The sequence below is a fragment of the Streptomyces sp. NPDC057900 genome (assembly GCF_042887885.1).
Taxonomy (GTDB): domain Bacteria; phylum Actinomycetota; class Actinomycetes; order Streptomycetales; family Streptomycetaceae; genus Streptomyces.
On the sequence record NZ_JBHVOI010000003.1, the window covers coordinates 564,881 to 586,052 of the forward strand.

Annotated in this window: 15 protein-coding genes; 3 read left to right on the plus strand and 12 right to left on the minus strand. The window is 71.8% G+C overall.

The window, feature by feature from the left end; genetic code table 11:
- Positions 1-160: 160 nt before the first annotated feature.
- The 5 genes from ACFVQ0_RS16865 to ACFVQ0_RS16885 form a co-directional block, all read right to left on the minus strand.
- A complete protein-coding gene (locus ACFVQ0_RS16865) occupies positions 161-1,096 on the minus strand; it encodes an NAD(P)-dependent oxidoreductase (RefSeq protein WP_390088652.1) in 936 nt (311 codons plus the stop codon).
- A gap of 4 nt (positions 1,097-1,100) precedes the next feature.
- Positions 1,101-1,571: a PPOX class F420-dependent oxidoreductase gene (locus tag ACFVQ0_RS16870; protein WP_390088653.1), complete on the minus strand. Its 471-nt coding sequence runs from the start codon at positions 1,569-1,571 to the stop codon at positions 1,101-1,103.
- 26 nt (positions 1,572-1,597) lie between these two features.
- Positions 1,598-2,416 carry a YceI family protein gene (locus ACFVQ0_RS16875; RefSeq protein ID WP_390088655.1) on the minus strand — a complete coding sequence of 273 codons (819 nt, stop codon included), beginning with the start codon at positions 2,414-2,416 and terminating at the stop codon, positions 1,598-1,600.
- A 186-nt stretch (positions 2,417-2,602) separates the two neighbouring features.
- Positions 2,603-5,131 carry an MFS transporter gene (locus ACFVQ0_RS16880; protein WP_390088657.1) on the minus strand — a complete coding sequence of 843 codons (2,529 nt, stop codon included), beginning with the start codon at positions 5,129-5,131 and terminating at the stop codon, positions 2,603-2,605.
- Positions 5,132-5,154: 23 nt separating this feature from the next.
- Positions 5,155-5,676 carry a MarR family winged helix-turn-helix transcriptional regulator gene (locus ACFVQ0_RS16885; RefSeq protein ID WP_390088658.1) on the minus strand — a complete coding sequence of 174 codons (522 nt, stop codon included), beginning with the start codon at positions 5,674-5,676 and terminating at the stop codon, positions 5,155-5,157.
- A 560-nt stretch (positions 5,677-6,236) separates the two neighbouring features.
- Here ACFVQ0_RS16885 and ACFVQ0_RS16890 point away from each other — a divergent pair.
- Complete coding sequence (locus tag ACFVQ0_RS16890; protein ID WP_073736404.1) at positions 6,237-6,449, plus strand: hypothetical protein; 213 nt, start codon at positions 6,237-6,239, stop codon at positions 6,447-6,449.
- A gap of 74 nt (positions 6,450-6,523) precedes the next feature.
- Here the strand turns inward: ACFVQ0_RS16890 and ACFVQ0_RS16895 are convergent, their stop codons facing one another.
- The 6 genes from ACFVQ0_RS16895 to ACFVQ0_RS16920 form a co-directional block, all read right to left on the minus strand.
- Positions 6,524-7,411, minus strand: coding sequence for a hypothetical protein (locus tag ACFVQ0_RS16895; protein WP_390088659.1), 888 nt, complete (start codon positions 7,409-7,411; stop codon positions 6,524-6,526).
- Positions 7,412-7,468: 57 nt separating this feature from the next.
- Complete coding sequence (locus ACFVQ0_RS16900; protein ID WP_024489092.1) at positions 7,469-8,335, minus strand: RNA polymerase sigma factor SigF; 867 nt, start codon at positions 8,333-8,335, stop codon at positions 7,469-7,471.
- Between the two features lie 234 nt (positions 8,336-8,569).
- A complete protein-coding gene (locus tag ACFVQ0_RS16905; protein ID WP_390088886.1) occupies positions 8,570-9,385 on the minus strand; it encodes an RNA polymerase sigma factor SigF in 816 nt (271 codons plus the stop codon).
- 320 nt (positions 9,386-9,705) lie between these two features.
- Positions 9,706-9,999, minus strand: a complete 294-nt coding sequence (locus ACFVQ0_RS16910; protein WP_311304325.1) for a Dabb family protein — start codon at positions 9,997-9,999, stop codon at positions 9,706-9,708.
- Positions 10,000-10,009: 10 nt separating this feature from the next.
- The gene (locus tag ACFVQ0_RS16915) at positions 10,010-10,174 is read right to left on the minus strand and encodes a hypothetical protein (protein ID WP_199884435.1); all 165 of its coding nucleotides are present in this window, start codon (positions 10,172-10,174) and stop codon (positions 10,010-10,012) included.
- A 350-nt stretch (positions 10,175-10,524) separates the two neighbouring features.
- Entirely contained in the window at positions 10,525-13,833 is a 3,309-nt protein-coding gene (locus tag ACFVQ0_RS16920; RefSeq protein WP_390088661.1) for a right-handed parallel beta-helix repeat-containing protein, read from the minus strand.
- Between the two features lie 252 nt (positions 13,834-14,085).
- Here ACFVQ0_RS16920 and ACFVQ0_RS16925 point away from each other — a divergent pair, with 252 nt between their 5' ends.
- Positions 14,086-15,291, plus strand: a complete 1,206-nt coding sequence (locus tag ACFVQ0_RS16925; protein WP_390088662.1) for a S8 family serine peptidase — start codon at positions 14,086-14,088, stop codon at positions 15,289-15,291.
- Positions 15,292-15,331: 40 nt separating this feature from the next.
- On the opposite strand, the gene eccCa is transcribed toward ACFVQ0_RS16925, so the two are convergent.
- Positions 15,332-19,306: a type VII secretion protein EccCa gene (gene eccCa, locus ACFVQ0_RS16930; protein ID WP_390088887.1), complete on the minus strand. Its 3,975-nt coding sequence runs from the start codon at positions 19,304-19,306 to the stop codon at positions 15,332-15,334.
- A 465-nt stretch (positions 19,307-19,771) separates the two neighbouring features.
- On the opposite strand from eccCa, the gene eccD reads away from it, so the two are divergent.
- Positions 19,772-21,172 (plus strand): type VII secretion integral membrane protein EccD, encoded by a 1,401-nt coding sequence (gene eccD / locus ACFVQ0_RS16935; RefSeq protein WP_390088664.1) that lies wholly within the window; start codon positions 19,772-19,774, stop codon positions 21,170-21,172.

A 21,172-nucleotide genomic window follows, 5' to 3' on the forward strand; every position in this document is an offset into this window, starting at 1 on the left:
CCCTGGGGGGGGGTCATGTGTTGGGCCCCCGGCCCCCCCCGTTCCCCCTCCCCCCGCTCCCCGGGGGCCCCCCCGGGGGGGGGGGGGGGGCGCCCCGCCCGCCCCCCCCCCCCCCCCCCCGCCCCGCCGAACGTGGGCCGTTCCCCGTACCCGGCCCGGATCAGTAGCCGCGTGCCGGGTCCACGGCGAGGGCCGGGACGCGGCCCGCCGCGAGGTCGCGCAGGCAGGACGTGAAGTCCGTGACCACGTCCTCGTCCGCCGTGATGCCCGCCGAGTGCGAGGTGACGACCGTACGGGGCAGCCGCCAGCAGGGGGCGTCCGGTGCGGCGGGCTCGTCCGCCAGTACGTCGAGCACCGCCCGCCCCACCGTCCCCGCGTGCAGCGCGGCCTCCAGCGCCGCCAGGTCCACCGTCGCGCCCCTGCCCACGTTGATGAACGAGGCGCCGCCCATCGCCGCGAACCGGTCCGCCCCGAAGTAGCCCCGCGTCGCCCCGGTCAGCGGAAGCGCGGCGATCACCCAGCGGGCGTCCACCGGCTCGTCCGGTCCGGCCAGTGCGTCGAAGCCGGGCGGCAGCTCGCGCGGGGTGCGGGCCACGCCCACCGTCCGGATGCCACAGGCCCGGAGCAGCCCGGCGACGGCCGAGCCGATCCGGCCGGTGCCGTGGATCAACGCGGTCTGCCCGGAGATGAGTTCGGAGGGGATACGGCGCCACTCGGCCCGCTCGTGCTGCGCGGCGAACTCCGGAACGGACTGGCATTCGGCCAGCACCCAGGCCAGCACGTACTGCGCGATCCGCTCGCCCATCCGGCCCACCGTCCGGGTGAGCAGCACCCCCGGCGGCCACGGCCCGGCGTCCAGCAGGGCGTCGGTGCCGGCGTTCACGCTGTGGAACCAGAGCAGCCCGTCCCCGCGCAGGGCCTCGGGCAGCGTGGCCCCCACGTATACGCGGGGGCCGCCGCCGTTGGCCGCGACACGCTCCACGGGACGCCCGGCGGCCCGCGCCAGGGCGTCCGCCGCGGCGTCTGCCACCTCGGGCCCGGCCACCAGCCGGGCACGGGCCAGCTCGTCGGGCCGGGGCGGGGGGACGACGGTCACGGGATCAGGCCTCCGGGGCGAGACGCGCGGGGAAGCCGCCCGTGGCGACCGGGCTCCACCGCTCGGGGGTGATCCGGATGATGGACTTGCCCTGCTCGACCATCGCCGCCCGGTACTCGTCCCAGTCGGGGTGCTCGCCGGAGATGTTGCGGAAGTACTCGACGAGCGGCTCGACCGAATCCGGTGAGTCGATCACCTCGGCCGAGCCGTCGACCTGTACCCAGGGCCCGTTCCACTCGTCGGACAGCACGATCACGCTCACCCGCTCGTCCCGCTTGGCGTTGCGGGTCTTGGCGCGTTCGGGATACGTCGAGACGACGATCCGGCCCGCGTCGTCGACGCCGCAGGTGAGCGGGGAGCCCTGGGGACGGCCGTCGGACCGGGTGGTCAGCAGGATCGCCCGGTGCCGGGGCCGTACGAAGGCCAGCAGTTCGTCGAGTTCCACGGCGGTGTTGGTCGCGATGTTGGATGCCATGGAACAGACCCTACGGCCGTGAGGAGTCAGGCGGCCGGAACGGAATCGCCCTGCACGGCCTGGATGTCGAGCTCCACCCGCAGCGTCGTGCCGATCGCGGAGATCCCGGCCTGGACCACCTGGTTGTAGTTCATCGCGAAGTCGTCGCGGCGCAGTTCGGCCGTCGCCCGGAACGCCGCGCGCACGCCGCCCCACGGGTCGGGGCCGGTGCCGAGGTAGCTCAGGTCGAGGTCGATGGGGCGCGCGACCCCGTGCAGCGACAGCTCGCCGTGCACGGTCCACCGGTCGGGTCCCGCCGGGGTCAGCCCGCTGGAGCGGTAGGTGATCTCCGGGAACCGGTCCGTGTCGAGGAAGTCCGGCGACCGCAGGTGCTTGTCCCGCATGCCGTTGCCGGTGTCGATGCTGGTCGCGCTGATGACCGCGTCCACCCGGGACCGCTGTACGTCCTCCGCGATCTCGATCCGGCCGCCGAACTCGGTGAACCGGCCGTGCACGCTGGAGATGCCCAGGTGCTGGGCGACCGCGCCCACGGAGGAGTGCGCCGGGTCCAGCGACCAGACGCCCGGCGGCGGCAGTTCCACCCCGCCCTGGCGGGCCAGCACCACTGTCCCGGCCTCGACCCGGCCGCTCGCGGTGACGAGGGCGGTCGAGGCGGCGGGAGCGTACCCGACCGCCGTCACGATGACCGTGTACGCGCCCGCGGACAGCGGTTCCTCCGCCCGCACGGCCCCGTCCTCGTCGGCGGCGGCCCGCAGCACCTGCGTACCGGTCATGTCGGTGACCGTCACGACGGCGTGCTGGACGGCCCAGCCGTCCCGCGTCCGTACCTGTGCGCGAAGTCCCATCCCGTTTTCTCTCCTTGCCCGTTGCTCAGTGGCCCATCCGCTTTGACCGAACGGGTCACTCAATGAGTCGGGCCCCGGGGCGGGGACGGCAGGCCGTCCCCTGCCTGCCGTCCCCTGCCTCCGGGGCCCATTTCCACTGCCCGGACAGCCTCTCCGCTCGAAGCGCTGTCCCGCCAGGGGTCTTGACTACTCGCCCGGGTGGGCGAGCTCGATGTCGTGGCCGTCGACCCCGTGACCGGCCACGGTCAGGGCGCCCGCCACCGGGGGGTAGCCGGTCGCGATGACCGAGTACTCGCCCGCGTCCAGGTCGGTGAAGGCGTACGCCCCGTCCTCCCCGGTCGTCGAATTGGCGACCACGTTGCCCGCCGCGTCGATCAGCGTGACGCGGGCGTCCGGCAGCGGCCGCAGGGCCGAACCGGCCCGCACGATGCCCTGGACCAGCGCACCGGCCCGCAGCGCGGCGTCGACCCGGGTGACACCCTGGCCGCCGACCTCCACGGGCAGCGCCATCGGGCGGAACCCGGCCGCGTTCACCGCGACGGTCACCGAACCGGGGACCAGCTCACCGAAGGTGAACTCGCCCGCCTCGCCGGACTTGCCGGTGGCCAGCACGTCGCCGCGGACATCGGTCACGATGATCATGGCGCCCTCGACCGGCGTACCGCCCTCGGCGGCCCGCACGGTTCCGGCCAGCCCGCTCGTACCGGCGAGCAGGATGTCGTACGCGAGCGGCTCGTCGCCGACGACCACGGTGGACGCCTGCGGCTGGAAGCCGTCGGCGGACGCGATCAGTACGTACGAGCCGGCGCCCGGGGCGTCCAGACCGTAGGAGCCGTCGGCCTGCGCGGCCGAGATGCCCAGCTGCCGGCCGCCCAGCGAGATCAGCGTGACGGCGGCGTGCCCGACGGGCGCGCCCTCCGCGCCGCGCACCACACCGCGTACCGCGGTGCCCTGCACGGTCGCCGCCGGAGCGGCCTGGAGGGTGTCGACCGAGGTGACCCCGGCCGCTCCCTCCGAGACCTCGGAGACCAGTGCGGCGGAACCGGACGGGACACCGGCGAGGACCGCCGCGTCGACCGGGGCCGCTGCCTGTGCCGGGACCGTCTCGGCCGGTGCCGTCTCGGCCTCGGCCGGGGCGTCGTTCGCCGCCTTCGTCCGGAGCGCGACCTCCTTGATGAAGATCGTGATCAGGAAGGCGAGCAGTGCGGCCGGGGCCGCGTACAGGAAGACGTCACCGACGCCGTGCCCGTAGGCGGACTCGACGACCGTACGGAACGGCGCGGGGAGCTTGTCCAGGTCGGGGATGCCCCCGCCGCCGGTGCCCATGGACGCGCCCTGGGGACCGAGGTCGGTGAGGCCGTCCTTGACGTAGTGGGTGACGCGGTTCGCCAGGACGGCGCCCAGTGCCGAGACACCGATGGCACCACCGAGGGAACGGAAGAACGTGACGACGGAGCTGGCCGAACCGAGGTCCTTGGGGTCGACCTGGTTCTGGGTGGCGAGCACCAGGTTCTGCATCATCATGCCGATGCCGAGACCCATCACGAACATGAAGATCGCGATGTGCCAGTACGTGGTGTCGTACCGGATGGTGCCGAGCATGCCGAGTCCCGCGGTGAGCAGGAAGCCGCCGCTGACCAGCCAGGCCTTCCAGCGGCCCGTCTTGGTGATGATCTGGCCCGAGAGGGTCGAGGAGAGGAACAGACCCGCGATCATCGGGATCGTCATCACACCGGACATCGTCGGCGACTTGCCGCGCGCCAGCTGGAAGTACTGGCTGAAGAAGACGGTGCCCGCGAACATCCCGATACCGACGAACAGCGACGCCAGCGAGGCGAGCGTGATGGTGCGGTTGCGGAACAGCCGCAGCGGGATGATCGGCTCACTGGCCCGGGACTCGGTGAAGACGAAGAGCAGCGCGAGGACCAGGGAACCGGCCAGCATCACGCCGGTCTGCCAGGACATCCAGTCGTACTTGTCGCCCGCGAAGGTCACCCAGAGGAGCAGCAGCGAGACCGCGGCGCTGATGAAGAAGGCACCGGTCCAGTCGACCTTGACCTCGCGCTTGACGACGGGGAGCTTCAGGGTCTTCTGGAGCACGATGAGGGCGATGATCGCGAACGGCACGCCGACGTAGAAGCACCAGCGCCAGCCCATCCAGCTGGTGTCGGTGATGACACCGCCGAGCAGCGGACCGCCGACGGTGGCGACGGCGAAGACCGCGCCGAGGTAGCCGCTGTAGCGACCGCGCTCACGCGGGGCGATCATCGCGGCCATCACGATCTGGGCGAGGGCGGAGAGACCGCCGACGCCGATGCCCTGGACCACACGGCAGGCGATCAGCATGCCGCTGCTGGTCGACAGACCGGCGACGACCGAGCCGAGGACGTAGATGATCAGTGCTATCTGGACCAGCAGCTTCTTGCTGAACAGGTCGGAGAGCTTGCCCCACAGGGGGGTGGTCGCCGTCATGGCCAGCAGCGAGGCCGTGACGACCCACGTGTACGAGCTCTGGCTGCCGCCGAGGTCGGAGATGATCTCCGGCAGGGCGTTGGAGACGACGGTGGACGACAGAATCGCGACGAACATGCCGAGCAGCAGCCCGGTGAGTGCTTCCATGATCTGCCGGTGTGTCATCGGCGTGCCGTCGGAGGAATCGTTCCCTCCGTGCTTGGCGTGGCCGCCCCGCACACCGGTTGGTGTGGTCGTAGCCATTTAAATCCTTGTCTTTGCTTCTGTTACACGGGTGTACGGGTGTACGAGCCGTCGTCGCTGTCGGCCGGCCGGGTGCGGCATTCGCCGCTGTGCCGTCCGGGGGAGCACCCACCGGCTCCGCGGCAGGAGAAACTGTCGCGCAGCCGGGCCAACAACGTGTTGAGCTGTCCGACCTCTTCGTCGGACCAATCCTGGAGATGGTGGGCGAACATTTCGGTGGTCCGGCAGTTCAGGTCCGAGAGCACGTCCTCGCCCGCGGGGGTCAGCCGCAGGATCCGGGAACGCTTGTCCGCCGGGTCCGGGGACCGTTCGATCCAGCCGCGCTCCGCTACGTGGGCGACATGCCGGCTGGTAACCGACATATCGACGTCGAGCAGTTCGGCCAGACTGCTGATCCGCATCTCGCCGTGCCGGCTCAGCAGAGCCAGTACGGCCGCGGAGCCCGCAGGGCATTCGGCCGGCAGGATGCGCGCGAGCCCTCGTTTCACGGCGCCGATGGCGCTCAGCTGCCGGGCCAGTTCTTCGTACTGACTCCGCGCGGCCACGGGACCCCCAGACATCATCACACCGGTCATCTTGTTGCTTAGGGCAACCATAGAAGCCGTTGGTTGCTGCAGGCAAACGAAATGGGGCTTGCATAAGTAAAGGAACGCAAAAGGCTCGGTAGGGGTGAAGTCAAAGCCCCAGCGTCTGCGGTGTGTAAGTGGTCGATGTGTCTCCTGCCACACTTGAGGCATCCACGAGGAGGTCCGGAGCCCGGCTTTCCGCCGGACGTCTCCAGCCCGCGTCCATGCCGCCCTGTCCGCGCTCGGTGTGTGATCGCCCCTCGCGCGTATATACGGGAGGACGGGCTGACGGCAGCGGCAGTGATCCCCAAGTGGCCAGGAGAGCAACGGTGTTGTGCGTCGGCCTGGGAGCCGGGACCGGTGCGGGGCCCTGGCCGGGGCCTCGCGGCCCGGCGGATTCCGCACCGCACACCCATGCGGTCCCCGTCCCCCGCCCGGTCCTCCACCGACGCTCTCGCACCGTTTGCCCCGCTGCGCCCTCCCGCCTTCAGTGCCCCGGGGGTTGGGCGCCTGCGCCGAGTTCGCTAGGGTCCTGCGACATGGCACACAACCCCCACGCCCCGCAGGGTCCCGAGGGCACAAGCGACCCGGCAGGCAACACGCAGATGTTCCGCGCCTTCGTCGACGAGGGCGAGCCGCAGCGCCGGCAGCAGCCCGCGGCCGTGTCCTCCGGCCCGAGGACCGGACTGATCGCCGCGGTCGTCGCGGTGATCGTCGTCCTCGGTGCGGTCGCCTGGCTCGCGCTCGGCTGACCGGACCGGGCCAACCCGTCCCCGTCCCCGCCCCTGTCCCTGTCCGACGATTTCAGTCCGTCACTTCCGCTCCGTCACTTCCAGACGGCGGTGACGTCCCGGGTCTCGACGTGCATGCCCAGGGGCACTCGCCAGTCGTCCACACAGACGGTGTACGTCTTCTTCCGCGCCGCTCCCGCGTCGATCGGCGCGGGCAGCGGCGCTGTCGATTCCCGGGTCGCCCAGTCGATGCCCAGCCCGCCGATGATGTGCGTGGCGAAGGTGACGGTTCCCGAACGCACCGGTGATCCACCGGTGTTGCGGAACTCCACGGTGACCTTCTCGCACCAGCGCTTGTCCGCCGCCGCCCGGCCGGGCGCGCCCACCTTCAGCACGGCCGGCCCTGCGGGGGCGGTGGAGCCGGGCGCGGACGGGGTCGCGGGGGCGGTGGAGCCTCCTGAGCCTCCCGTAGCGCCTGAGCCTCCCGAACCGCCTGAGCCGCCGGAATCACTGCCTCCGGAGCCGTTGGTGCCGCTTGAGGGGGCGCGGCCCGCAGGGTGGGCGCCTCCGCCGCTGCTGCCGTCCGCCGTGTGGCCGGGCGTACCGGGCCGCCCGCCGCCCGCGCCACCGACGCCCCCCGTACCGCGCGCCGCAGCCGAGGAGCCAGGCGAGGCCGAGGCCGAGTCCGGGTTCGAGGCGCCCCCGGCTCTCCCGGCTCCGTCGCCGTCGCCGCCCCCGCGCCTGTCGCTGTCCCCGTCCCCGCCCTCGTTCCCGTCCAGGGGGACCAGCGTGACCTTCCCCGAGGGCGCCACCGCCCCCGAGGGGGTCCTGCCGGGGTCCGCCCGTGCCGCGCCGACCGCCGTGTAGCCGTCACCGCCGCCCGTACCGCAGCCTGCCAGGGTTCCGCCCAGGCACAGCACGGCCGCCGAGGCGGCGATCATGGTGCCCCGGCGGCCGTGCGGGCCGAATGTCTGACGTCGCATGGCGCCAGTGTGGCTGACGGTCCGTCAAATCGGAACCCGTGCGCGGCTGCACGCGGATCAGTCCGCGATGAGCCCCTCCCTGAGCTGGGCGAGCGTACGGGTCAGCAGGCGCGAGACGTGCATCTGCGAGATGCCGACCTCTTCGCCGATCTGCGACTGGGTCATGTTGGCGAAGAACCGCAGCATGATGATCTGCCGCTCCCGGGGCGGGAGTTTGGCCAGCAGCGGCTTGAGGGACTCGCGGTACTCGACGCCTTCGAGCGCCGAGTCCTCGTATCCCAGCCGGTCGGCCAGCGAGCCCTCGCCGCCGTCGTCCTCCGGTGAGGGCGAGTCCAGCGAGGAGGCGGTGTAGGCGTTGCCGACGGCCAGGCCGTCGACGACATCCTCCTCGGAGACTCCGAGCGCCTTGGCCAGCTCCGGCACGGTCGGCGAGCGGTCGAGCTTCTGGGCGAGCTCGTCGCTGGTCTTGGTGAGGGCGAGGCGCAGCTCCTGGAGCCGGCGGGGCACCCGCACGGACCAGGAGGTGTCCCGGAAGAAGCGCTTGATCTCGCCCACGACGGTGGGCATCGCGAACGTCGGGAACTCCACGCCGCGTTCGCAGTCGAACCGGTCGATCGCCTTGATCAGGCCGATCGTGCCGACCTGGACGATGTCCTCCATGGGTTCGTTGCGGCTGCGGAACCGTGCCGCGGCGTAACGCACCAGCGGCAGGTTGAGCTCGATGAGTGTGTCCCGCACATAGGCCCGCTCCGGGCTGTCCGTTCCATCCGGCCCCGGTGCGGGGCCGAGTGCGGCGAGCCGCACGAACAGTGAGCGGGACAGCGTGCGGGTGTCGATGGCTTCCGACGAGCTGGTGAGCACAACGGGTGCGGGTGCGCTCTTGGTGAGCGTGAGCACCTTCGAGCTGCCCTGTTCTGCGGACATGCCACCCCCTTGAGGTCGCGGACGGTCGCGGTGGCCGCGACCATCGGAGGAACGCAGCCTCCACCTGAATACCGGAAGCGAGGCGGCGGCAAACGCGGTTCCCGCAGAATGTCACATGTCGGCAACGCGCTGTAGTGACTTGTCGACAAGTCTTGGGTGAGTCTGTGCAGTTAACAAGCGGTATGCGGCATGTCATCCGGCGGAAATCCTCAAGGGGCGTTCTACCCGTTCCGGTTACGCCTCGATCCTGTTTGCGGATCGCAGTCGGGCGAAACTTCTGGCGAGAAGCCTTGACACGTGCATCTGCGAGACGCCCAGCTCCGCGCTGATCTGTGACTGCGTCAGATTGCTGTAGTAGCGCAGCAGCAGGATCCGCTGCTCGCGCTCGGGCAGCTGTACGAGCAGGTGCCGGACCAGATCGCGGTGCTCGACACCGGCCAGGGCCGGGTCCTCGTAGCCGAGCCGGTCCAGCAGTCCGGGCAGCCCGTCGCCCTCCTGGGCCGCTTCCAGTGAGGTCGCGTGGTACGAGCGCCCCGCCTCGATGCAGGCCAGCACCTCGTCCTCGGAGATCTTCAGCCGGGCGGCGATCTCCGCGGTGGTGGGCGAGCGGCCGTGAGCGGTCGTCAGGTCCTCGGTGGCGCCGGTGACCTGGACCCAGAGCTCGTGCAGCCGGCGGGGTACGTGGACGGTCCGCACGTTGTCCCGGAAGTACCGTTTGATCTCACCGACCACGGTCGGCATCGCGAAGGTCGGGAACTGGACACCCCGTTCGGGGTCGAACCGGTCGATGGCGTTGATCAGGCCGATCGTGCCGACCTGGACGACGTCCTCCATCGGCTCGTTGCGGCTGCGGAACCGCGCCGCGGCGTACCGCACGAGGGGGAGGTTCGCCTCGATCAGTGCCGCCCGGACCCGGCCGTGTTCCGCGGTGCCCGGCTCCAGCCCCTTGAGCTGCCCGAAGAGGACCTGGGTGAGCGCCCTGGTGTCCGCGCCGCGGGTCCTGGCGGGGCCGGCGGTGTCGTCGGGCGTCTCGGTCTCGATCGTCTGCACGGCTTGCTGCGGCCCTTGCTGCGGCCCTTGCTGTGGCGCTTGCTGCGGTGCCTGCTGCACGGCCTGGTGCGGTGTCTGCTGCGGCGGCTGGGCGGTCTGGGGAGGCACTTGAGGCGCTGTACTGGCCGGCACGATGACGCCACCCCTTTGCGGTCAACTTCGGTCAACTCATCCGTCAAAAGCGGTCATAGCATCACAAGACATGTCCACTATGTGCAAGCACCCTATTGCGCCGTGTTGACCGTGTTGACGTCGAATCGGTTTAAACACAAAGAAAAGCCCCTCACCGCTGTGGTGAGGGGCTCGCAGGGCCGAAGGGGTCAGAACGGGTAGTCGGCGATCACCCAGGTGGCGAATTCACGCCACTGACCGGCGGCCGCCTGGTGGGCCGGATGCTCGATGTAGCTCTTCAGCGCGGCCTCGTCGGCGACGGCGGAGTTGATGGCGAAGTCGTACGCGATCGGCCGGTCCGTGATGTTCCAGGCGCACTCCCAGAACTCCAGCCCGGGAACCTTGTCCGCCAGCTCCTGGAAGGCCCTGGCCCCGGCGACGACCCGCGGTTCGTCGCGCTCGACGCCATCGTTCAGCTTGAACAGGACCAGATGGCGGATCATGGGGATACTCCTAGTTCACGAGCTCGGACATGAAGTCACCGACGCTCTGCGCGGCACTCGAAACGCCCTCGAAGCCTACTTGGACGAGATCCGCGGCTCGGGCCGGGGACGTGATGATCGTGTAGAGCACGAAGACGACTATCAAGTAGAGAGCGATCTTCTTCGCTTGCACCATCGGCCCCTGACTCCCCTTCGATCCCCTGCGCGGTCGGGCGAGTCTATCCGCACGAATGGCCGTATCCACCTGGTGTTTCCGATCACTCATCCGGACTTTAGGGACCAAGGACCCGGCGAACCGGGCCCTTCGTCCGTCCGTGCGGTCCCCGGCGCGAGGCAGCATGGAGGGTGAGCCCGGCGGATGTGGCAGAAGATCCGCAGGGCGAGGAACAGGACCCCTCTGTGGGGTTCTCGCCGCGACATACCCCCCGATCGCGGCGAGGACCGTAAGGCCCTGTTCTCATCGGGGGGAGCGGCTTGTCCCCCCGATGCCGCTCCCCCCGACCCGACTCCTCTTCCACCCGCCGCTCAGCGCAGCGTGCCGGCGGTCTCCGGCGGCAGGTCCTCCGGGAGCAGCAGACGCAGGTCGTCCAGGTCCGGTGCGGGCATCCCACCGATCCGGCCGGCCTGCCGGGTCATCATCGTCTCCAGGATCTGCCGGGCCGCGCGGGCGTTGCCGAAGGCCTGGTCGCGGGGGATGCCGTCCAGGTAGCCGCGCAGCGCGGTGAGCGCCTCCGGGGCGCAGTCGTAGCCGTAGCCGGTGGCCTGCTTCGAAAGGATCTCCAGCAGCTCGTCCGTGGAGTAGTTCTCGAACTCCACCGTGCGCGAGAAGCGCGAGGCCAGACCCGTGTTCGAGTCGAGGAAGCGGCGCATCTCGCGCGTGTAGCCGGCGGCGATGACGACGACCTCGTCGCGGTGGTCCTCCATCAGTTTCAGCAGTGTGTCGACGGCCTCCCGGCCGAAGTCGGAGGTCGCGCCCTCCGGGGTGAGCGTGTACGCCTCGTCGATGAACAGCACACCGCCCAGCGCGCTCTCGAACGCCTCCTTGGTGAGCTGGGCCGTGTGTCCGACGTAGCGGCCCACCAGATCGGCGCGGGCCACCTCGACGAGCTGGCCCTTGGGCAGGACGCCCAGGGAGCGCAGCAGGTCGGCGTAGAGGCGGGCGATCGTGGTCTTACCGGTGCCGGGCGGGCCGGAGAAGATGAGGTGCTGGCTGATCTTCGGCGTGGGCAGTCCGGCGGCCCTGCGCTGCCTGGTCGCACTGAGCAGGTTGACCAGGGCGGTCACCTCGTTCTTGACCGCCGTCAGACCGATCATCGCGTGGAGCTGGGCCAGCAGTTCCTCCGAGCCCGGCCCGGTGTCCGCCGGGGCCCCGGCGTCCTGCCCCACGTCGTCGGGGAGCAGAAGGGTCAGGTCGCTCTCCGCCGGATTCTTCATGGAGCTCAGCCGCAGCGCCTGCCGGTCCACCATCTCCTCGAACACACGGCGCGCGGCGCGGCCGTTGCCGAAGGACGCGTCGCGCGGCATCCGCTCGTAGTGCGAGGCGAGGGTGTCCAGGGTCTGCGGGTCGAGGGAGTAGCGGTGGGCCGCGCACAGGTTCTCGGTGATCGTCACCAGCTCGCCGACCTCGTAGTTGGCGAATTCGATGGTGCGGGTGAAGCGGGAGGCCAGTCCCGGGTTGGAGGAGAGGAAGTCGGCCATCTCGCCCGTGTAGCCGGCGGCGATGACGGCCACCTCGTCGCGGTGGTCCTCCATCAGTTTCAGCAGCGTGTCGACGGCCTCCCGGCCGAAGTCGGCCCCTGAGCCCTTGCTGTCGGAGAGGAGCGTGTACGCCTCGTCGATGAACAGGACCCCGCCGATGGCCTCGTTGAACGCCTCGGTCGTCTTGATGGCCGTACCGCCGATGACCTGCGCGACGAGATCGGCCCGGGAGACCTCCACCAGGTGTCCGGAGCGCAGGACGCCCAGATCCGCCAGGATCCCGCCGTACAGCCGGGCCACCGTCGTCTTGCCGGTGCCGGGCGGGCCGGAGAAGACCAGATGGCGGCTCAGCTGCGGTACCGGCATGCCTAGTTGGGCGCGCCGCTCGTTGAGCTGGGTGAGGTTCATGAGCGTGCGCACCTGGCTCTTGACCTCGGCGAGGCCGACCAGTGACTCCAGCTCCTCCAGCGGGCCCTTGGGCTCCTTCGCCGACTCACCGGCCCCGCCGCTCGCGGCGTCCGGCGGGAGGGTGTCGCCCCAGGCGTCCGGGGCCACGTTGCCCGCGCTGTTGAGGTCCTCCACCGTGAGCCGCTCGTTCACCCTCGTCTGCCTGAGGCCGGCGCCCCGGTTGTCGCGGACGGTGCAGCCGGTGACGGTGATGGCCTCCGCGCTGTCGATCCGGATGCCGTCGCCGACGCTGCCGATGATCTGGGAGGAGGTGAGCGTGGCGCGCGAGCCGTTGGAGAGCATGACGCCGTGGGCGCCGCAGTCGGTGATGTGGGCGCGCACCACGGTGAGTTCGCCGCCGGAGTCCACCGTGACGCCGCCGGCCGCGGCGGACTCGATCCGGCAGTCCCGCAGGGCGCCCAGGCCCTCCGGGCCGACGGACACGGTGGTGTCGGTCGCGGCCCGCATGACGGTGTCGCGGATCTCGGGGTTGCCGCCGGAGGCGATCCGTACCGCGGAGCCGCCCGCCCGGTCGATCTCGCAGTGCTCAAGGCGGCCGCGCCCGTCCTCGGTGACCTCGACGCCGTTGCCGCCCGGCGAGGTGACCCGGGCGCGGCGCAGCAGCGGGTTGGCGCCGGTGAGTATCCGGATGCCGGCCCCGGCCGCGTCGGCGACCAGCAGGTCCTCGAACTCCGCGGTGGAGTCCTCCTCCAGCAGCACGGCGCCGCTCGTATCGGCGCAGTCACGTACCGCGCAGCCGGTCAGGGTGGGCGCGCTGGAATTGATCACCCGGATCGCGGGGGCGGCCGCGGAGTCGAACTCGCAGTCCTGGAAGGTGCCCCGGGAGCGTTCGGTGACGGCGAGACCGCTGCCGCTGGTGCGGGAGGTGCGGCAGTTCAGGAACTCGGGGTCGGCGCTCGCGGCCAGCATGATGCCGGGGCCCGAGGTGCTGGACACCGCGACGTGCTCCAGGACCGGGCGGGCGGAGCTGGTGATGTAGACGCCGACGGAGGTGTCGTGCACCGAGGTGCGCGTGACCCTGGTGCCGCTGCTGCCCTCCAGCGCGATGGACGGCTTGTCCGTGCCGGAGATGTCGCAGTCCTCCACCACGCCCTGCGCCTCGTCCGAGGTCAGCACGCCGTTGGCGCGGGCGTCCCGGATCCGGCAGTCGCGTACGGTCGTCCGCGCCTCGGCGCCGATGACGACACCGGAGGTACCGAGGTTCTCGATGAGGCAGCCGGCGATGACGCTGCCGGTGGGCGCGGAGTCCACCACCCCGGCACCCTTCGGGTTGCTGACCCGGCAGTCGCGCATCGCGAGCGAGCCCTCCTCACGGGCCAGGACGGCCGTCCAGCCGGAGCCGATGACGGTGCAGCCGTCCATCGCGACCTGGCCGCGCGGCACGTCGACCACCGGCAGGTCTTCGCTCCCGCCGCGCAGGGTCAGGTCGGTGAGCATGACGGCGTCGGCGACGAGGACCACGGCGGTGCCCCGGCGCGGGCAGATCTCGACGCTGCCCGGATCGCCGTCGGCGACGATGGTGACCCGCGTCCTGACGACGAGGTTCTCCGGGTAGCGGCCGGGGTGGACCCGGATCACCGCACCCGTGCGCGCCTTGTCCAGGGCATCACCGATCGTCCGGAAGCCGTCCGGCTGTTCCGACCCGACCCTGAGCAACTGCCGTGACACGCTCGGTCCTCCTCGCTGTGGGTGCCGCCGCCGCGTGCCTCTCCCACCCAGGGGACCGGCCGGGGACTGGTTCGCGTCCGGGGTACGTACGGCTGTGCGCACGCGGTGAAGGCTACGGGAATCGTGGCGCGATGTTCCAGGAGGGACGGGCCCGTTCGGACCGGACGCGCCGGTACCGGACCCGGCCCGCGCACCCGGTGGACGGCCGTTCGTCATGTCCCGCTCCGCGTGACGTGCTGTCAGGCGCCTATCATGCGCGCCATGCCCCCTGCCCGAGTTCGCCGCCGCCACCCCCGCGCATCGGCCGTGGCCGCCACCTTGCTGATGACCGTGATCCCGGCCGCGCTCGGCGTCGTCGGTGTCGTGCCGGCCGTGCCTGCCTCGGCCGACTCGGTGGGGCTGCCCGTCGTGCGGTCCGTCCTGGCGGACGACGACACCTGCGCGGTCGCCTCCGCCAAGAAGGCCGAGGCCGAGCCCTGGACGATGGGGGTCCTGGGCGCGTCCCGCGCCCGGCCGCTCTCCCAGGGCGCGGGGACGACGGTCGCGGTGGTGGACACGGGCGTCGCAGAGGCGGCGCCGGCGCTGGCGGGGCGGGTGAGCGCGCTCGGGGCGGCCGGTGAGGACTGCGTCGGGCACGGCACCTTCGCGGCCGGTCTGATCGCCGCGAAGCCCCACGGGGCCGGCGGCCCGGCGGGGCTCGCGCCGAAGGCCCGGATCCTGGCCGTGCGGGGCACGGACGAGCGCGGCGCCACCACGGCCGCCCAGGTCGCAGAGGCGATACGCCGGGCGGCGGACGAGGGCGTGTCCGTGATCTACGTGGCCGTGGCCCTGGACGGCGGCAAGGCGCAGCTGACGGACGCCGTCGCGTACGCCAGTGGCAAGGACGCGCTGGTAGTGGCCCCGGCGGCGCCGGACGCGCTGCCGAGGAACACGGAGCCGGCGCCCTGGTACTGGCCGGCGGCGGCGCCCGGCGCGCTGTCGGTGACGGACTTCGGCCCGGACGGGGGACGGCCCACCAACGCGCCGGTGGTGAGCGGGGTGGACCTGGCGGCGCCCGGCGACGTGGTGGTGAGCATCGGGCCGAAGGGCTCGGGCCATTTCATCGGCTCGGGCGCCTCGTTCGCCGCCGCGCACGTCGCGGGCGCGGCGGCACAGGTACGCGCCCGCTACCCGGAGCTGACGGCCGCCCAGGTCTCGCGACGGCTGACCGAGGCGGCCTATCCGGCGTTGCCGCCCCGGCTCGACCCGTACGCCGCGCTGACGTCCGTACTGACCGATGCCAGGGGCACGGCGCCCAAGCAGCAGCGGGCGGTCGTCCCGCCCCCGCCGCCCGCCCAGCCCCGCACCCGGGCCCTGGTCGTCGCGGGGGTGGGCGGCGGTCTGGTGCTCCTGGTGGCGGCCGGCGCGGTGGTCATCCCGCGCGGTCGGGCCCGCAACTGGCGCCCGGCGGGCAGCTGACGGGGCCGGCCGGGTGGCCGGCCCCGCGCTCGCGGGCCCGCTATGACGCGGTGTCGTCCTCCAGCAACGCCGTCTGCACCTGGATCTGCTTGCGCCGCGTCACCCGCGTACCCCGGCCGGGGGGCAGGTTGCGGCCCTTGACGCTGCCCATGATGAAACCCTCCGACGGGGGGCACGACAGCAGCAGTGTCGGGGTGTTGACCTCCTGCATGCGGCGCAGCATCTGTTCGCTCAGGCCCCGGCCCGCCCCGGCGGCGGAGCGGGCGACGACCAGGTGCAGGCCGACCTCGTACCCGAGGGCGAGGTGGTTCAGCAGCGGGTCGAAGGGGGCGTTCATCGCGCTGGTGCCCAGCATGTCGTAGTCGTCCACGAGGATGAACAGCCGTGGCCCGTCCCACCAGTCGCAGGTGCGCATCCGGGCCGGCTTGATCTCCGGCCCCGGCACCCGGGCCGCGACCGCGCGGGCGGCCCCCGCGATCAGATCCTTCAGGGCGTCCATCGACACCGCGTGGCCCAGGCGGTACTCGTCCGGGATCGCCTCCACCAGCTCGCGGCGGTAGTCCACGACCATGATCCGGGCCTCGGCCGGGCTGTACCGGTCCATGATGGCCTTGGCCGTCAGCCGCAGCATGTTGGTCTTGCCGCTCTCGGTGTCGCCGACCACGATCATGTGCGGGGTCTCGGAGAAGTCGTGCCACACCGTGGACAGCCGCTCCTCCTCCAGGCCGATGGGCATCTTGAAGTCGCCCTTGGGCGCCGGGAGGTCGGCCAGCTTGAGCTTGGTCGGCAGCATCCGCACCGGCGGGGCCGGCGGGCCCTGCCAGCTCTCCCGGACCGCCGCCACCAGGGCCGCCACGCCGTCGGACAGGTCGTCCGCCGACTCCGCGCCGTCGATTCTCGGCAGCGCGGTGAGGTAGTGCAGCTTGGCCTCCCGGGTCAGGCCCCGGCCCGGCAGCCTCGGCACGGTCGCGGCGCGCCGCATGTCGATCTCGGAGTCCATGGGGTCACCCATCCGCAGCTCCAGGTGCGTGGCGGCCTGGTCCCGGATGGACGAGGTCAGCTCCACCCAGCGGGCGGTGGTGACGATCAGGTGGATGCCGTAGTTGAGACCCCGGGCGGCGATCGCGCCGAACGTCTGGATGTAGCGGTCGAAGTCCTGGCGCACGGTCGACCAGCCGTCGATCACGAGGAACACGTCGCCGTGCCGCTGCTCGGGGAACTCCCCGGCGTCCCGGCGGCGCCGGAAGTTCGCCATCGAGTCGATGCCGTTGTCCAGGAAGAACCGCTCACGCTCCGCGAGGAGCGTGGTGACCTCGGCGATCGTACGGCCGACCCGCTCGGTGTCCAGGCGCGCCGCGACCCCGCTGACATGCGGCAGTCCGGCCAGCCCGGCGAGCGTGCCACCGCCGAAGTCGAGGCAGTAGAACTGCACCTCGCGGGGGGTGTGGGTGAGCGCCAGCGAGGCCATGATCGTGCGCACCATGGTGCTCTTGCCGCTCTGCGGGCCGCCCGCGACGGCGATGTGACCGCCCGCGCCCGAGAGGTCGAGGGTCAGCAGATCCCGGAGCTGGTCGAAGGGGCGGTCGATGATGCCGATGGGGATGGTGAGCCGGCCCCGGTTCGGTGATCCGGCGCAGGTCAGACCGAGTTCGGGGTCCGGGGTGAGCGGCGGCAGCACCTGGTCCAGGGTGGCGGGCAGATCCAGTGGCGGCAGCCACACCTGGTGGGCGGGCGGTCCGGCGGTCAGCAGCCGTTCGACGGCGACGGACAGCAGGGTGTCGGTGGTCTCCTCCTGGTCGGGGGCGGGCTCCGGCTCCGGGGCGTCCGGCAACTGGCGCGGCACGACGTAGCCGCTGGTCCACGGGACGGTCTGGCTGGCCACCCGCGCCTGGTTGGCGCTGCCCAGGCGCTGCTGGTAGGAGCCCGAGACGTACGCGGCCCGGAAGCGGGTCAGCGCCTCCACGCCCGACTTCAGATAGCCGCTGCCGGGCTGCGGCGGGAGCTGGTAGGCGTCCGGCACCCCGAGGACGCCGCGGCTCTCCATGGCGGAGAACGTGCGCAGCCCGATCCGGTACGAGAGATGGCTCTCCAGCTGGTGCATCCGGCCCTCGTCCAGGCGCTGCGAGGCGAGCAGCAGGTGCACTCCGAGGGACCGGCCCAGGCGGCCGATCATCACGAACAGTTCCATGAACTCGCGGTGTGCGGCGAGCAGCTCGCTGAACTCGTCGACGACGACGAACAGGCTGGGCAGCGGTTCGAGCGGCACGCCCGAGGCGCGGGCCTTCTCGTAGTCGAGCGCCGAGGTGTAGTTGCCCGCCGACCGCAGCAGTTCCTGGCGGCGCATCAGCTCACCGTGCAGGGCGTCCTGCATCCGGGAGACGAGCGCGGCCTCACCGGCCAGGTTGGTGATGACGGCAGAGGTGTGCGGGAGTTCGTCCAGCCCCAGGAAGGTCGCACCGCCCTTGAAGTCCACGAGGACGAAGTTGAGCGTTTCCGAGGAGTTCGTCAGGGCGAGCGAGAGGACCAGGGTGCGCAGCAGTTCGCTCTTGCCGGAGCCGGTGGCGCCGATCAGCATGCCGTGCGGTCCGGTGCCGCCCTGGGCGGACTCCTTGATATCCAGCTCCACCGGCTCGCCGTCCGCGCCGACCGCGATCGGCACCTTCAGCCGGGAGGTGCCGGTGTGCTGCTGCCACAGCGTCTCCGGTTCGTGGCGGTGCAGGTCGGGGATGTTGAGCAGGGTGGTCAGCTCGACGTTGGCGGACAGCGGTTCGGACGAGTCGGAGGCGGTGCCCAGGCCCATGCGGTACGGGGCGAGGCGCCGTGCGAGCGAGGCGGCGCCCGCCAGTCCGAGGCTGTCGGGGCTGCCGAGCGTGGTGGTCTGCTCCTTGCGCTCGCGGTCGGTGCGCACCAGGCCCAGGTCGTCCTCGGCGACGGTGAAGCGGAGCGTGCTGCGGCCGGGGCGCCAGGTGAGCGCGCCGCCCAGGTCCAGTACGACGGTGTTGCGGAAGCCGGCACCGTCCGCGCGGTGACCGGCCGGGACGGTGCCGCCGTCCACCACGATCACGGTGAACGGCTCCTCGCGCCCGGGTACGGCGTCCGGGTCGAACGGGGGCCGCTCCATGAACTCCGGGCCGAGCAGGTCCTCCAGCTCGCCCAGGGCGGATACCGTCATCCGGGTCGGGCCCGCTCCGTCCGTGTCGTGCGGGTGGAGGCTGTGCGGGAGCCACTTCGTCCACTCCCAGTCCGGGCGCCGCTCGTCGGAGACGCACAGCACGATCCACACGTCGTCCGGCGAGTGGAAGGTGGCCAGCTGGGCGACCAGGGACCGGGCCACGGACCGGGTCCGCTCCTCGTCGCCCCGGAACAGCACCCGGGCCCAGGCCCGCAGGTAGATCGCGATGGGCTGCTCGGGGACCGTCGAGTAGGCGCGGATGAAGCTGCGCAGGGCGTGCGCGCTGAGCGGCTCCAGGTCCTCGACGGGGTTGGTGGAGTTGGGGTTCAGCTTCAGGCCGAGCTTCTGCTCGCCGACCGCGACCCGGACCTCGCCGAAGTCCTCGTCGCGCGGGCGTCGTTCCCACAGCCGGGTGGTGCCGACCATCGACCACAGGGCGGCCGGCTCGGGGTGGCGCCAGGCCAGGGCCCGCTGCTGGTCCACGACGGCGCCGCGCACCTTGCGCCGGATCTGGGTGAGGTAGCGCAGGTAGTCCCGGCGCTCGCCCTTCAGCTTCTGTTTGCGTTCGCCGGCCTTGCGCATGAACTGGCCGATGAACATCGCGGCGGCGCCGAGCACCATCGTGCCCAGGGCGATGTAGATGAACCCGCCGCTGCCCCGCGTCATACCGGGCCGCATGAACATGAACATCATGGAGACCGACATCATCGCCATGGGGAGGTACGTCCACACCGCGGAGGTGTCGGGCACCGTCTCGGGGAGGACCGGCGGTTCCTGGAGATTCAGCTCCCCGCCGGGCATCTCCGGGCCCCGGCGTCGGGCAGGTCGGCGGAACAGGACCACACTCAAGGAACCGTCTCCTCACGGGGCAGGGGTGGAGCCGTCGTATCGGCGCGGCGCTCTGTCACAGTCTCGCCGCGACCCGTCCGGGCCGGACCACGGCCCCGCCGGGTCGCACGGCCACCGGCCGGCAGGCCCGCGCCACGTCGTACCGAGGGGCGCGGCACCGTCCGGACCACGCGGATTTCCGTGCCACGCGGCGAAATTGTCACGCGGCCTCCCGTGCCATGTCGCCTCGCCGAATTCAGCGTCGGACATCCGGTGCGCCGACGCTCACCTCACATTCGGTGCCACGGGCCACATCGCCCACAACAGGCGGCTGATACTACGATCATTGCGGCGACCGCCAATAACCGGCCCTTTCCCGGGAGTTTGGGACGCGTCCGGCACCAAGGAACAACGGCGGTCGGCCAGTCCGCGTTCCCCTGTCCGTTCTCAGCAGTAACCGGAGAAGCGTGAGCCATCCCGATGACTGACACTCAGGCCGCCGAGCTGTGCCGTCTGACGGTACGAGCCCCGGCCAGGAGCATCGATCTCGCCGTCCCCGCCGACGTACCCGTGTCGGACCTCCTGCCGGCGGTGCTCGGATACGCCGGCGACAACCTCGAAGAGGCCGGCATCGACCACGGCGGCTGGGTACTCCAGCGGCTCGGCGGCGAACCCCTGGACGAGGAACGCACCCTCGACTCCTACGGTCTGCGCGACGGCGACACCCTCTACCTCAGGCCGCGTACCGACGCCCTGCCCGAAGTGCATCTGGACGACCTGGTCGACGGCATCTCCACCACGATGCGGGACCACCCCTACGGCTGGGCCCCCAAGGTCAGCCGCTGGGTCCTGCTCGGCATCGCGGTCGCGGTGCTCGTCGGCGGCATGGTGGTGATCGCCTGGCCCGGCGGCTCCGCGCTGCCCCGGGCCGTGTTCGCCGTCGCGGCGGGCCTGCTGCTACTCGCGGGCGCCGGCGCGGCGAGCCGGGCGGTCGGGGACGCCGGCGCCGGTGCCGCACTGGGCTTCATGGTGGCGCCCTACCTGGCGCTGGCCGGCTGGCTGCTGCCGGGCGGCCAACTCAGCGGGCCGCACGCGTACGAGACGCTGGGCGCGCGGCTGCTCGCCGCGGGCGCCGCGGCGGCGGGCGGGGCGGTCCTCGCCCTCGCCGTCGTGGCCGCGTTCGCCGCGCTCTTCCTGGGCGTAGCGGTCGTCTCGGTGTTCGCGTCCCTCGTCGCCGTGCTGCTCATCGTGACGGACCTGGCACCCGTGCACGCCGCCGGCATCGTCGCCGTCCTGGCGGTCATCCTCGGCGCCTTCGTGCCCTCACTGGCGTTCCGGATGTCCGGGATGCGGATGCCACCGCTGCCGACCAACGCCCAGCAGCTCCAGGAGGGCATCGAGCCGCACGCCACGTCCGTGGTCTCGGCCCGCGCCGTCCTCGCCGACGGCTGGATGACCTCGCTGTACGGGGCGGTGGGCGTCGTCGGCCTCGGCTGCGTCGTCGTACTGGGCCGGGAGGACGGACTCGCCGAGATCATCATGACGGTGGCCCTGTCGCTGCTGCTCATCCTGCACGCGCGGGGACTGGGCAACATCTGGCAGCGCATGTCGCTGGTGGTCCCGGGCGTGACCGGGCTGATCCTGCTGGTGCTGGTCGCCGCCCCGGCCGCCTCGCCCGCCAACCGGCTGGTGACGGCCGCGGGGCTGCTCGCCGTCACGGCGGCGGTCGCGATCGCCGCCTGGACGGTACCCGGGCGCCGGCTCGTGCCGTACTGGGGCCGTGCCGGGGAGCTGCTGCACTCGGCGCTCGCGATCAGCATGCTGCCGCTCGCGCTCTGGGTGCTCGGCGTGTACAGCGCCCTGCGGTCCATCAACGGCTGA

Coding starts and splice junctions, on each gene's coding strand:
- ACFVQ0_RS16915 (WP_199884435.1), bottom strand. CDS start 10,174: ATGGTGCAAGCGAAGAAGATCGCTCTCTACTTGATAGTCGTCTTCGTG.
- ACFVQ0_RS16900 (WP_024489092.1), bottom strand. CDS start 8,335: ATGTCCGCAGAACAGGGCAGCTCGAAGGTGCTCACGCTCACCAAGAGC.
- ACFVQ0_RS16925 (WP_390088662.1), top strand. CDS start 14,086: ATGCGCGCCATGCCCCCTGCCCGAGTTCGCCGCCGCCACCCCCGCGCA.
- ACFVQ0_RS16870 (WP_390088653.1), bottom strand. CDS start 1,571: ATGGCATCCAACATCGCGACCAACACCGCCGTGGAACTCGACGAACTG.
- ACFVQ0_RS16895 (WP_390088659.1), bottom strand. CDS start 7,411: ATGCGACGTCAGACATTCGGCCCGCACGGCCGCCGGGGCACCATGATC.
- ACFVQ0_RS16875 (WP_390088655.1), bottom strand. CDS start 2,416: ATGGGACTTCGCGCACAGGTACGGACGCGGGACGGCTGGGCCGTCCAG.
- ACFVQ0_RS16880 (WP_390088657.1), bottom strand. CDS start 5,131: ATGGCTACGACCACACCAACCGGTGTGCGGGGCGGCCACGCCAAGCAC.
- ACFVQ0_RS16890 (WP_073736404.1), top strand. CDS start 6,237: ATGGCACACAACCCCCACGCCCCGCAGGGTCCCGAGGGCACAAGCGAC.
- eccD (WP_390088664.1), top strand. CDS start 19,772: ATGACTGACACTCAGGCCGCCGAGCTGTGCCGTCTGACGGTACGAGCC.
- ACFVQ0_RS16910 (WP_311304325.1), bottom strand. CDS start 9,999: ATGATCCGCCATCTGGTCCTGTTCAAGCTGAACGATGGCGTCGAGCGC.